The sequence below is a fragment of the Leifsonia sp. Root4 genome (assembly GCF_001425085.1).
Lineage (GTDB): Bacteria > Actinomycetota > Actinomycetes > Actinomycetales > Microbacteriaceae > Microterricola.
Map to the genome: position 1 here is coordinate 775,133 of NZ_LMDN01000002.1, position 12,543 is coordinate 787,675.

Here is a 12,543-nt window from a genome sequence, read left to right on the forward strand (position 1 = left end):
AACATTGTGCAAATCAGTTTTCAAGGATTGAATGACCCACAACGTTTGCAGCTATGGAGGTGCCGGTGACCGTTCTCGACCAATCCGATCCGAGTGCCCAGCGAGAGCGTGAGCGCACGGGAACGATCGAGCTTCAGGGCATCAGCAAGTTCTACGGCGACACCCCTGCGGTGAACGACCTCAGCCTCGACATCGCGGCGGGCGAGTTCATCTCCCTGCTCGGCCCGTCCGGCTGCGGCAAGACGACGACGCTGCGCATGATCGCCGGATTCGAACACCCGGATGCCGGCGACATCCGCATCTCGGGCCAGAGCGTGCTCGGCCAGCCGCCGTACCGCCGCAACGTCAATACGGTGTTCCAGGCCTACGCACTGTTCCCGCACATGAGCATCGCCGAGAACGTGGCGTACGGCCTGCAGCAGAAGCGCACGCCCAAGGCCGAGATCCGCGAGCGCGTCGCCGAGGCACTCGAGATGGTGCAGATGCGCCGCTTCGCCGACCGCAAACCCACCCAGCTCTCCGGCGGCCAGCAGCAGCGCATCGCCCTGGCGCGGGCCCTCGTCAACCGGCCGGCCGTGCTGCTGCTCGACGAGCCGCTCGGCGCGCTCGACCGTCAGCTGCGCGAAGAGATGCAGCTCGAACTCAAGCTGCTGCAGTCCCGCCTCGGCATCACCTTCGTCTTCGTCACGCACGACCAGGGCGAGGCGCTCTCGATGAGCGACCGGATCGCGATCATGCGCGACGGCCACATCGAACAGCTCGCCGACGCCGACACCATCTACGGCGCCCCGGCCACGGCCTACGTGGCTGGCTTCGTCGGCCAGCAGAATTTCCTCTCCGGCACCGTCGCGGGCACGGCCCCGGATGCCGCAACCGTGCAGACCGCCTATGGCCTGCTGCGGGCGGCGAGCATGGCCTCCGGCAGCGCCAGACTCCGCGCCGGCGACGCCGCCCAGGCCGCCGTCCGACCGGAGTTCGTGCAGATCGCGGCCCGTTCCGACGGCGAGGCGTCCGACGGCGGGGTCAACCGCGTGGCCGGCAGCCTGATCGGCGTCTCCCATCTGGGCGAGACGATGCAGTACCTCGTGCAGCTGAGCGCCGGCGACGCCGAACAGAGCATGCTCGTCCGCAGGCCCACCCCCGAGGCGCCCCGCCTTGCGATCGGCGACGCTGTCTGGTGCTCATGGAGCGCAGAGTCCGTCATCCTCTTCCCCGCCGCCGAGGAACTCCCCGTCGCGGCCCATGTCGAGCCGCCCACCGTCAGCACCGTCGCCGCCGCACGCCCGTCGTCGGCATCCGCACCCACCGCACCCACAGCACCCACAGCCAATCGGGAGTAATCATGAGCGCCGAACGATCCCCCCTGCGTATTCTGGCCAGCACATCGGCAGCGCCGATCATCGCCAAAGAGCTCAGCCGACGACGCTTCCTGAGCTTCGCCGCGGCTGCCGGCGGCACCATCTTCCTGGCCGCGTGCAGCAGCCCGGGCGGGAACACCGGCTCCAGCCCACAGGCGTCGGGCGGCCCGCTGGAAGACAAGCTCTCCATCTATTCGTGGGGCGACTACGACGCCCCGTCGGTGCTCGAGGACTTCACCGCGACCCTCGGCCCGGCGATCACACTGGATTCCTTCGCCTCCAACGAGGAGATGATCTCGAAGCTCGTCGCGGCCAAGGGCACCAGCGGTTACGACATCATCGTTCCAACCGGCCCGTTCATCCCGCAGATGATCGAGAACGGCCTGCTCACCAAGCTCAACCTCGATCTCATCCCGAACATCGAGTACATGGACCCGGCCTTCCTGAAGCAGGCTTGGGATCCGGAGAACGCCTACAGCATCTGCAAGGCGTGGGGCACGACGGGCTTCGTCTACGACAAGACCGTGATCACCCGCGAGCTCACCACCTGGAACGACTTCATCGACGCCGCCCAGAACGAGGCGAGCGGCAAGACCTCGTTGCTGGACGACCCGGCCCCGATGTCCGGCATCTACTACTGGGCCAACGGCATCGACTGGAACACCACGGAGACGTCCGATCTCGACGCCTGCGAGGAGTTCATGGTCAACGAGCTCGCCCCGCACGTCACCGCATTCGACTCCTACCCGGGCGGTGCCGCGATCCCGCAGGCGACGCACGCGCTGATGCAGGCGTGGAACGGTGACGCCCGCATCGGGATCCAGGAGAGCCCGGACCCTGAGCGCTGGCAGTGGGTGCTCGGCGCACCGGACACCGAGCTGTGGATGGACAACTGGGCGATTGCGACCGGCGCGCCCCACCCGGAGGCGGCGCATGCCTTCATCAACTTCGTGCTGACGCCGGAGAACTCGTTGGCCGAGCTCGACTACATCGGTTACCACACCGGTGCGACCGACATCCAGCCCGCAGCCGAGGCCGCCGGAATCGAGATGCTCGACCTCGTCTTCTTCACACCGGAGCAGATCGCCACAATGCACACGGGCGAGGTCACGGAGGCGCAGCAGCGGATCGTCGACATCTGGAACAACACCAAGGCCGCTGCGGGCGCTTGATGGCAGCGAACCCCGCCCCGCGCCGCCTGCCGGCGCCCCTGCTGGCGTTCCCGGCCTGGGCCTGGCTGCTGTTCTTCTTCGTCGCGCCGGTCGGCATGGTGCTGTGGTTCAGCTTCGGTTACAAACCGGGCATCTTCGGCACCCACGCCAATGACTCGCTCTCCTTCGACCGTTACATCGAGGCGCTCTCGCCCACCTTCTTCGCAACCTTCATGAACACGCTCGGAGTCGGCGTCGCCGGAACGGCGCTCTGTCTCGTGATCGGTGCTCCTGTGGCGTACTGGATGGCCGTCAAAGCGCCCGTGAATCGGCGCGGGCTGCTGCTCGCGCTCGTCATGGTGCCGTTCTGGACCAATTTCCTCGTGCGCACGATCGGCTGGCAGGTGATCCTCGCGCCCGAGGGCTGGCTGTCGACGCTGCTGCAGGCGGTCGGTCTGCAGGAGGGGCCGCTCGAAATCCTCTACACCCGCACCGCGGTGCTCATCGGCGTCGTCTACAACTATCTGCCGCTGATGATCCTGCCGTTGTTCGTCGCCTTCGACCGGGTGGGCGGACCGCTCCGGGAGGCCAGCAAAGACCTCGGCGCCGACCGCATCCGCACCTTCTTCCGGGTCACCGTTCCGCTGGCGCAGCCGGGCATCGTCGCCGGCGTGTTGCTCGTGTTCATCCCCTTGATGGGCGACTACATCACGGCGACGGTGCTCGGCGGAGCCAAGGGCAACATGGTCGGCCAGCTCGTGGCCAGCCAGTTCCAGACGGCGCAGAACTGGGCGCTCGGTTCGGCGATGGCTGTGTTGCTCATCCTCGTGATCGCACTGAGTGTCGCCGTCGGAGCCCTGGTGTTGTGGCTCCTGACCTGGCCGTCCCGTTCGAGCCGCCGCCTCGTGTTGGGCCCGGAGTCAGGAGTGACGTCATGACCGAGCTGCACGCCACCCGCGCCATGGCCGTCGCCTCCGGCGCCAAGCCGCCCCGCACCCGCCGCACCCGCCACTCGGCCACGGACGTCGGCCTCGCGGTGTGGAGTGTTCTCGTCTTCCTGTTCCTGTTCGCGCCGATCATCGTGATCATCGCCTACTCCTTCAACGTCGGCCGCCTCCTCGTCTCTTGGGATCACTTCGGCTTCGACTCCTTCGCGGCGATCGTCACCAAGCCGGCGATTCGGGATGCCGTCTGGCTCTCGATCCGCACCGGAGTCATCGCGGCCATCTTCGCCACGGCCCTCGGCACGCTCGCCGGCATCGCCATGGCGCGCCGGCCGGGCAAGTGGGTGTTCTGGTTCATCGGGCTGTTGTTGCTCGTCTCGGTCACGCCGGAGATCGTCGACGCCGTCGCCCTGCTTCCGTGGCTCGTCTTCCTCGGCCAGGACCTCGGCATGAGCATCTTCAGCGACGGCGTCGTGCGCCTCGTCATTGGCCACTCGCTGTTCGCGACTGCGATCGTCGCGTACATCGTGCGGGCGAGGCTCGTCGGTCTCGACGCGCAGTTGGAGGAGGCATCCGCCGACCTCTACGCGCCGCCGCTGCGCACCTTCTGGCGCGTCACGCTGCCGCTCGCCCTGCCGGCCGTGCTGGCCGGCGGTCTGCTCTCGTTCACGCTCAGTCTCGACAACACGATCGTCGCGGCCTTCGTGCAGGTCTCCGGCACGACGCCGTGGCCGGTGTACGTACTGAGCGCGCTGCGCAGCGGGCTGCGGCCGGAGATCGCGGCCGTGTCGACGATCATGCTGTTGCTCACACTCTTCGCCCTCGCGATGGTCGCGGTCGTGCTGCGCAGGGCCGGTGACTCCGCCACCCAGATCGCCCGCACCATGGCAGGCAACTAGGCCGCAACCCACTAGGAGGCACGCATGCCATACGCCGATCTCGTCTTCTCGGGCGGGCGGGTCTTCACCGCCGACACCGTGCGCTCGACGGCGAGCGCCGTCGCGGTGAAAGACGGCCGCATCGTCGCCGTCGGGCACGAGGACGTGCGCGAACTGATCGGCGCGCACACCGACATCGTGAACCTGGCGGGGCGACTGCTCGTCCCCGGATTCCAGGATGCCCACGTGCACCCGGTGTGGGGCGGGCTCGACCTGCTGCGCTGCAACCTCGCCGAGGGCAGCGGCCGCACCGAGTACCGCACGCTGATCGCCGAGCACATGCAGGCGAATCCCGATGCCGAATGGCTTCTCGGCGGCGGCTGGAACATGTCGGTGTTCCCCGGCGGCACGCCGCTGGCATCCGATCTCGACGACATCGTCGCCGACCGGCCCGCCTTCCTCACCAACCGCGATGGGCACGGCGCCTGGGTCAACTCCCTGGCGCTGCAGCTGGCCGGCATCGACAAGCACACACCGGACCCGGCCGACGGCCGCATCGAGCGGCTCGCCGACGGCACACCGAGCGGCACCCTGCACGAGGGCGCGATGACGCTGGTGAATCGGCTGCTGCCGCCGGTCGGCGAGGCCGGCATGCGCGACGCCCTGCTCACCGGGCAGCGCTACCTGCACGCCAATGGCATCACCGCCTGGCAGGATGCCATCGTCGGCAGTTACGGGGACGCCGATGACCCGGCGCCCGCCTACCTCGCCGCCGCCCGATCCGGCGAGCTGACCGCCCGCGTCGTCGGCGCGCTCTGGTGGGACCGCAGCCGTGGCCTCGAACAGATCGACGAACTCGTGGCCAAGCGGGCGGCCGCACACTTCGGGCGTTTCGCGGCCACCAGCGTGAAGGTGATGCAGGACGGCGTCGCCGAGAACTTCACCGCCTCCATGCTGGAACCGTACTCGGATGGCCACGGCCACCCGAGCGACAACTCCGGCATCAGCTTCGTGCCGCCGGAGATCCTGAACGAGGCCGTGCCGCTGCTGGACGAACTCGGCTTCCAGCTACACTTCCACGCCATCGGAGACCGGGCGGTGCGGGAATGCCTCGACGCCGTCTCCGAAGCCGTGGAACGCAACGGGCAGAGCGACAACCGGCACCACATCGCGCACCTGCAGGTGGTGCACCCCGACGATATCCCGCGTTTCCGTGCGCTCGGCGTCGTCGCGAACATGCAGGCGCTCTGGGCCACGCTCGAGCCGCAGATGGTCGAGCTCACGCTGCCGTTCCTCGGCCCGGTGCGCTCGGCCTGGCAGTATCCCTTCGGCGATCTGCTGCGGTCAGGGGCGGTGCTCGCCGCCGGCAGCGACTGGTCGGTGTCGACCCCGAACCCGCTCGCCGCCATCCACACGGCGGTGAACAGGCACGCGGCCCCCGGCTACGAGGAGGGCGACTACGAGGCCTTCCTGCCGGAGCAGGCCATCGACCTCGGCAGCGCGCTCACCGCGTACACGGCCGGCTCCGCCTGGGTGAACCACCTCGAGAAGGAGTCGGGCACGATCGAGGTCGGCAAATTCGCCGACCTCACCGTGCTCTCCCGCGACCCCTTCGCCGGCCCGCCTGAGGAGATCGGACTCGCCACCGTGGAGCAGACGTTCGTCGAGGGCGAGCGCGTGTTCCATCACTAGCGCTGGCACCACTAGCTCGGGCGGCACTATCGCGGGGCGTAGCCGCGCACCCAATCCACCTGGAACTCCTTGGGGTAGTCACCGGCGCCCGCGGCATCCCCGTCGGGCGGAAAGTGGAAGATGTCGAGCATGAGCTGCATCGGGTAGTCCGGCGACTGCGCCGTCTCGCGCACCAGCACATCGTCGATGTAGAAACGCACACCCCGCGGCGACCATTCAGCTGAGTACACGTGAAAATCCGTGGCGTCGCCGCCCATCGTCACCTTCTCGAAGTCGTCGAGGATCGCGGGGTCGTTGAACGGATGCACGCCCATGCCCACACGTGCGCCCTGATGCCCGAGCTCGCTGCCGAAGATCTCCATCACGCAGATCTCGGCGGACTGTTGCGGTGCCGATTCGACGCCGATCAACCACAGGGCGACCATGCTGTGCGGGTCAGAGCTCGCCCGCGCCCGCAGCTCGATGAGCCCGTAACGCGGCGTGTAGAGCAGCTGCGTCTCCTGTGCTTCCCGCACCACCAGATCGCCGCGGAAGGGATGCTGCCCGCTGCCGCTGCCCCGGGGACCGGAGCGCACGCCCGTCTGCAGATTGGAAACCCGCAGCGTGCCGTCGTATTCGGGTGACCACGGCGGCTGGTCGGCGTCGATGCGCAGCGTCAGCAGTCCGTCCGCGATCGAGTAACGCGCCCCGCTCGCCTCGCGGCTGCTCCACTGCGGCAGGTAGTGCGGAATCCACTGCGCCGTGTCGAGCCCGCCCGGCCCATCGCCCGCTCCGTCGAAATCGGAGTCGAAATCGAGCAGGTAACCGCGTCGATCCAGCATCTCGCGCCCGGTCATCTGCACTCCGTTCTCGGCGCCATCAGCGGCGACCGCATCAGTGTCGACCGGATCAGTGTCGACCGGATCAGTGTCGCAGACGGAACCGACATCCGGATCCTCGAGTCGGCCCACATACAAGTCGCTGGTCGAGTAGCTCGACGCGCAGCGTCGCGAAAGGCGGCAGCCAAAACCAAGGCGATCTCAGGAGCCGCAAGCGATGCTGGCTCCGCTCTCGCACGAACCTCGGTCTCGATACGGCCGCAGGCGGCATACTCGACCAGCGGAGCTTTCGCGAACCGCTTCCTCGATCAGCGGGTCGAGAACAGAAGAAACTGCTTCTTTCTGTTTGCGGGCGGCCGTGCCGCATGACAACATCGGTGCATGATCACCGCCGATCGCACCGCCGCCTCCGTGCACACCGCCGCCACGACAGGCGACGACGCCCCTGATGCCGCCACCGAGGTCGACGCGCTCACGCTCGGCCGTCGCATCCGCCAGCGCCGTACCACCCAAGGCATGACGCTTGAGCAGCTGGCCGCCGCCATCGACCGCGCACCGAGCCAGGTCTCCACGATCGAGAACGGCAAGCGGGAACCGCGGCTCTCGATGCTGCGCACCATCGCCATGGCACTCGACACGAGCGTTGACGAGCTGTTGCGCGCCGACGCGCCGAATCCCCGTGCGGCCCTCGAGATCGCCGTCGAGCGGGCCCAGCGCAGTCCCGTGTTCGGAGCGCTCGGCCTGCCGAGTTTCCGCGTGGGCAAAGGGCACAGCGACCAGATGCTGCAGACGATCCTCACGCTGCATAACGAGATCGACCGGCTGCACCGGGAGCGGGCGGCGACACCGGAGGAAGCCCGCAGGGCCAACGCAGAGCTGCGCGCGACGATGCGCGCGCGTGACAACTACTTCGCCGAGCTGGAGACGGCGGCATCCGCCCTGCTCAACGCGGTCGGGCACACGGGCGGGCCGGTGTCGCAGCAGCTGGTCGCCGACATGGCCAGCCACCTCGGCTACTCGCTGCACTACGTCGGCGACCTGCCGCACTCCACCCGCTCGGTCACCGACAAGCGGAACGGCCGGGTCTACCTGCCCACCCAGCAGTCGGCATCGCGTGACTCGCGCTCCCCCATTCTGCAGGCCCTCGCCAGCCACGTGCTCGGCCACGAGGAGCCGAGAAATTATGCGGAGTTTCTGCGGCAGCGCATCGAGACCAACTACCTGACCGCGGCGATCCTGCTACCGGAACAGGCGACGGTGCGATTCCTCAACGAGGCCAAGACGATGCGCCGTATCTCGATGGAGGAGCTGCGCGACGCCTTCTCCGTCTCCTACGAGACGGCGGCGCACCGCTTCACGAACCTCGCCACCGCCCGGCTCGACATCCCCGTGCACTTCATGAAGGTCCACGAGTCCGGCACCATCATCAAGGCCTACGAGAACGACGCCGTGCGCTTCCCGAGCGACGCACTCGGCGCCGTCGAGGGCACGATCGTCTGCCGCAACTGGACGGCGCGCACCGTGTTCGACGTCGAGGACCGGTTCAGCCCCTGGTATCAGTACACCGACACCCCGAGCGGAACCTTCTGGTGCACCTCCCGCATCGAGAAGGCCAAGGAGGGCGAGTACTCGGTGAGCGTCGGCGTGCCGTTCGCCCACGTCAAGTGGTTCCGCGGGCGCGAGACCACGCACCGCGCGGTGTCGCGTTGCCCGGATGAGTCCTGTTGCCGCCGGGCCCCGGCCGAGCTGGCCGAGCGCTGGGCCGAGCAGTCCTGGCCGGCCGCGCGCACGCCGACGAGCCTGCTGGCCGCGCTGCCGACCGGCACCTTCCCCGGCGTCGATCAGACCGAGGTGTTCCAGTTCCTCGAGGCGCACGCGCCCCGCTGACCGCCGACCGGCTGAGCGGACGTGTCCCCTTCCGACTGAACCGCCGGTCCGCTAGAGGCGCGAGACGCCGGTCACCTTGACGACGGCTTCGCCGGCCTCGTCGGATGCCGCCAGGTCGACCTCGGCGCTGATGCCCCAGTCGTGGTTGCCGGCCGGGTCGTCGAGGATCTGCCGCACCGTCCAGCTCGTGGCCGACTCCTCGATCATCAACAGGGCCGCGCCGCGGGCATCCGCCCCGGTGAGGATCTCGTCATGCTCGGCGTAGTAGTCGTCGAGCGCCTCGGCCCAGTCGGCCTCGCCGAAGCCGTGCTCCGCATCGAGCTCGCCGAGCGCGACGGCGTCGTCGCGTGCGGCCAGCTGCACCCGGCGGAACAGTTCGTTGCGCACGAGCACCCGGAATGCCCGCGTGTTGCTCGTGAGGCGCTTGGGCGCCGGCGGCACGATGTCGTGCGCGTGCTCGGCGTGCGCAACGGCATCCGGGTGCACCATCTCGTTCCACTCGTCGAGCAGGCTGGAGTCGACCTGGCGCACCAGCTCGCCGAGCCACTCGATCAGGTCGTGCAGGTCCTCGTTCTTGAACTCGTCGGGGATCGTCTGCCTGGCTGCGCGGAACGCGTCGCTCAGGTAGCGCAGCACGACGCCCTCCGAACGGGCCAGCTTGTAGAACGCGATGAACTCGCCGAACGACATCGCCCGCTCGTACATGTCGCGCACGACCGACTTGGGCGAGAGCTCGAAGTCGGCGATCCACGGCTGAGCCGCCTTGTACGTGTCGAATGCTGCTTCCAGCAGCTCGCCGAGCGGCTTGGGATGGGTCACCTGTTCGAGCAGCTCCATGCGCTCGTCGTACTCGATGCCCTCGGACTTCATGGCGGCGACGGCCTCGCCGCGGGCCACGAACTGCTGCTGGCTGATGACTGGGCGCGGATCGTCGAGCGTCGCCTCGAGGATCGAGAGGATGTCGAGCGCGTACGAGGCCGACTCCGGGTCGAGCAGCTCGAAGGCGGCGAGCGCGAACGGCGAGAGCGGCTGGTTCAGCGCGAAGTTCGGCTGCAGGTCGACGGTGAGACGGATCTGGATTTCGACAGGCTCAATCGACCGGGTACCGCTGCTTGAACTTGCCCCGCTGGTTGAACTGGCCCCGCTGGTTGAGCCTGTCGAAACCACCCACTGCTCGACGATGCCGGCCTGGCGCAAGGTGCGGTAGATGCCGAGGGCCCGCCGGGCGAGAACCAGCTGGTTGCGCCACGGCTCGTGGTTGTCGAAGACGAGGTCGTGCAGGTGCTGGTAGACGTCGCCGCCGCGGCCGATCACGTTGATCATCATGGCGCTGGTGATCTGCATCCGGGAGCTGAGCGCCTCCGGCTCGGCATCGATCAGCTTGCGGAAGGAGGGCTCGCCCCACGAGACGAAGCCGTCCGGCGCCTTCTTGCGGATGATCTTGCGGCGCTTCTTGACGTCGTCGCCGGCCTTCTCGACGGCCTTGATGTTCTCGCTCTCGTGCTCAGGAGCCTGGGCGACGACGGTGCCGGCGGTGTCGAAGCCCGCCCGGCCGGCGCGACCGGCGATCTGGTGGAACTCGCGGGCGCTGAGGTGCCGCATCCGCTGCCCGTCGTACTTGGTCAGCGCGGTGAGCAGCACGGTGCGGATCGGCACGTTGATGCCGACGCCGAGGGTGTCGGTGCCGCAGATGACGCGCAGCATCCCGCGCTGGGCGAGGGTCTCGACGAGGCGGCGGTACTTCGGCAGCATGCCGGCGTGGTGCACGCCGATGCCGGCCCGCAGCAGCCGGGAGAGCGTCTTGCCGAAACTCGTTGTGAAGCGGAACTCGGCGATGAGCTCGGCGATCTGCTCCCGCTGTTCGCGGGTGGCGATCTTGGCGCTGGAGAGCGCCTGCGCCCGCTCGAGCGCGGCGGCCTGGGAGAAGTGCACGACGTAGATCGGGGACTGGCCGGTGGAGAGCAGCTCCTCGACGGTCTCGTGGATCGGTGTGACCTCGTAGTAATAGTGCAGCGGAACGGGCCGTTCGACGCCGGTGACCTCCGCGGTCTCCCGCCCGGTGCGCTTCGTGAGGTCGCCCGCGATGAAGCGCGTGTCGCCGAGCGTCGCCGACATCAGCACGAACTGCACGCGCGGCAGCATGAGCAGCGGAACCTGCCATGCCCAGCCGCGGTCGGGGTCGGCGTAGAAGTGGAACTCGTCCATGACGACCTGGTCGACCTCGGTGTCCTCACCGTGGCGCAGCGCCTGATTGGCGAGGATCTCGGCGGTGCAGCAGATGATCGGGGCGTCCGGGTTCACCGCGGAGTCGCCCGTCATCATGCCGACGTTCTCCGCACCGAAGATCTCGACCAGCGAGAAGAACTTCTCACTGACGAGAGCCTTGATGGGCGCCGTGTAGAAGCTGCGCTTGCCGGCGGCGAGCGCGGCGAAGTGTGCACCGACGGCCACCAGCGACTTGCCCGTTCCGGTCGGGGTGCTGAGGATGAGGTTGGATCCGGAGACGATCTCGAGCAGTGCCTCTTCCTGCGCCGGGTAGAGGGTGAGCCCGCGATCCTTCACCCAGTCCTCGAACACGTCGAAAACGGCATCCGCGCCGAGTGCGTCGACCTCAAAGGTCCCGGATGCCGTGCGCGGCAGTCGATCGAGCAGTGGGATCGTCTCGATCGTCATGCAATCAATCCTAGGCGGCGGGTTCCGCTGGTTGAGCCTGTCGAAACCGCTGCCGGTTCGCGGATGCCACGGCCGACACTCCGCACATTCCACCCGAATTCAGCAGCTCCGGCACGCGCATCCGCGAACCGGCTACGGGAGTCGGGAGGCAATGGAAGACTGGTGTCATGACGATCATTGCCTCGGCCGACGGTTCAGCGCTCGGAAACCCCGGCCCGGCCGGCTGGGCCTGGTACGTCGACGACGATTGCTGGGCGGCCGGCGGTTGGCCGCACGCCACCAACAACCAGGGCGAACTCACCGCCGTGCTCGAGCTGTTCCGCGCGACGGCTCACCTCGACGACGATCTGCACGTGCTCTGCGACAGCCAGTACGTGATCAACTCGGTCACCAAGTGGATGCCGGGCTGGAAGAAGAAGGGTTGGCGCAAGGCCGACGGCAAGCCCGTGATGAATCTCGAGATCCTCCAGGAACTCGATGCGGCCCTCGCCGGTCGCCGCTACCGCTTCGAATGGGTCAAGGGCCACGCCAACCACCCCATGAACGAGGCGGCGGACGAGCGCGCCCGCGCTGTGTCCGAGGCCTTCCAGAACCGCACCCCGATCCCCACCGGCCCCGGTTGGACCCGGGGCGGTGCGGCCGCGGTCGCTCCCGTTCCCGGAATCCGCGGCGTCGCGGCATCCGCACCCGTTGCCGCGCCGGCCGCGCCGCTCGCTCCGGCCCAGCCCGACCTCTTCGACTTCGACGAGCTGAGCGGCGAGCTCGACGAGCTCACACCGGAGAGCGCCGGCTGGCACGAGATCACGCTCACGCTGAGCCCCGATGAGCACGCCCGGCTGCTGGGCCGCGCCCACGACCACGGTCTGAACGCCGAAGAGTTTCTCCGCAGCCTGATCTAGGCGGTCGGATGCCCCGGCGCCGGTGTCGCGCGAGGGCTCAGGGCTTCGCGTGCGTCGCTGCTCCTTCGTCGCTGCGCCGCTCGCTCAAGCCAGCGTGAGAATGCACGCTCGCTCACGCCAGCGTGAGAATGCGCCGCTCGCTCACGCCAGCGTGAGAATGCACGCTGGCTCGAGGGAGCAGCCGAGGAACGAGGCCGCACCCGAAGCCCTGACACACCCTGATAGGCCCCGCCCCGGCGACCG

9 protein-coding genes are annotated in these 12,543 nt (G+C 68.3%); 7 read left to right on the forward strand and 2 right to left on the reverse strand.

Annotation, left to right across the window (positions count from 1 at the left end; genetic code table 11):
* Positions 1-65: 65 nt before the first annotated feature.
* The 5 genes from ASC66_RS09605 to ASC66_RS09625 are packed head-to-tail and all read left to right on the forward strand — an operon-like array spanning position 66 to position 6,023.
* Positions 66-1,340: an ABC transporter ATP-binding protein gene (locus ASC66_RS09605; protein ID WP_235496818.1), complete on the forward strand. Its 1,275-nt coding sequence runs from the start codon at positions 66-68 to the stop codon at positions 1,338-1,340.
* 2 nt (positions 1,341-1,342) lie between these two features.
* Positions 1,343-2,530, forward strand: coding sequence for a polyamine ABC transporter substrate-binding protein (locus tag ASC66_RS09610; RefSeq protein WP_055838186.1), 1,188 nt, complete (start codon positions 1,343-1,345; stop codon positions 2,528-2,530).
* Entirely contained in the window at positions 2,530-3,447 is a 918-nt protein-coding gene (locus tag ASC66_RS09615; RefSeq protein ID WP_055838189.1) for an ABC transporter permease, read from the forward strand. Before ASC66_RS09610 ends, ASC66_RS09615 begins: the two co-directional genes overlap by 1 nt.
* Entirely contained in the window at positions 3,444-4,352 is a 909-nt protein-coding gene (locus ASC66_RS09620) for an ABC transporter permease (RefSeq protein WP_082492211.1), read from the forward strand. The genes ASC66_RS09615 and ASC66_RS09620 overlap by 4 nt, the downstream gene beginning before the upstream one ends.
* Before the next feature lie 24 nt (positions 4,353-4,376).
* Positions 4,377-6,023, forward strand: coding sequence for an amidohydrolase (locus ASC66_RS09625; protein ID WP_055838192.1), 1,647 nt, complete (start codon positions 4,377-4,379; stop codon positions 6,021-6,023).
* Between the two features lie 26 nt (positions 6,024-6,049).
* Here ASC66_RS09625 and ASC66_RS09630 read toward each other — a convergent pair whose 3' ends face one another.
* On the reverse strand, positions 6,050-6,973 hold the full coding sequence (locus tag ASC66_RS09630; protein WP_235496819.1) for a glycoside hydrolase family 16 protein: 924 nt from the start codon (positions 6,971-6,973) through the stop codon (positions 6,050-6,052).
* A gap of 249 nt (positions 6,974-7,222) precedes the next feature.
* Between ASC66_RS09630 and ASC66_RS09635 the strand changes: the two genes are divergently transcribed.
* Positions 7,223-8,728: a helix-turn-helix transcriptional regulator gene (locus ASC66_RS09635; RefSeq protein WP_082492212.1), complete on the forward strand. Its 1,506-nt coding sequence runs from the start codon at positions 7,223-7,225 to the stop codon at positions 8,726-8,728.
* Positions 8,729-8,779: 51 nt separating this feature from the next.
* Here the strand turns inward: ASC66_RS09635 and ASC66_RS09640 are convergent, their stop codons facing one another.
* Positions 8,780-11,401: a DEAD/DEAH box helicase gene (locus ASC66_RS09640; RefSeq protein WP_082492213.1), complete on the reverse strand. Its 2,622-nt coding sequence runs from the start codon at positions 11,399-11,401 to the stop codon at positions 8,780-8,782.
* A 167-nt stretch (positions 11,402-11,568) separates the two neighbouring features.
* Here ASC66_RS09640 and ASC66_RS09645 point away from each other — a divergent pair, with 167 nt between their 5' ends.
* The gene (locus ASC66_RS09645; protein WP_055838195.1) at positions 11,569-12,300 is read left to right on the forward strand and encodes an RNase H family protein; all 732 of its coding nucleotides are present in this window, start codon (positions 11,569-11,571) and stop codon (positions 12,298-12,300) included.
* Positions 12,301-12,543 lie beyond the last annotated feature (243 nt).

What these genes read in the sequence shown, in the direction of transcription:
- ASC66_RS09610 (WP_055838186.1), top strand. Translation starts at nt 1,343, where the DNA reads ATGAGCGCCGAACGATCCCCCCTGCGTATTCTGGCCAGCACATCGGCA.
- ASC66_RS09615 (WP_055838189.1), top strand. Translation starts at nt 2,530, where the DNA reads ATGGCAGCGAACCCCGCCCCGCGCCGCCTGCCGGCGCCCCTGCTGGCG.
- ASC66_RS09620 (WP_082492211.1), top strand. Translation starts at nt 3,444, where the DNA reads ATGACCGAGCTGCACGCCACCCGCGCCATGGCCGTCGCCTCCGGCGCC.
- ASC66_RS09625 (WP_055838192.1), top strand. Translation starts at nt 4,377, where the DNA reads ATGCCATACGCCGATCTCGTCTTCTCGGGCGGGCGGGTCTTCACCGCC.
- ASC66_RS09635 (WP_082492212.1), top strand. Translation starts at nt 7,223, where the DNA reads ATGATCACCGCCGATCGCACCGCCGCCTCCGTGCACACCGCCGCCACG.
- ASC66_RS09640 (WP_082492213.1), bottom strand. Translation starts at nt 11,401, where the DNA reads ATGACGATCGAGACGATCCCACTGCTCGATCGACTGCCGCGCACGGCA.
- ASC66_RS09645 (WP_055838195.1), top strand. Translation starts at nt 11,569, where the DNA reads ATGACGATCATTGCCTCGGCCGACGGTTCAGCGCTCGGAAACCCCGGC.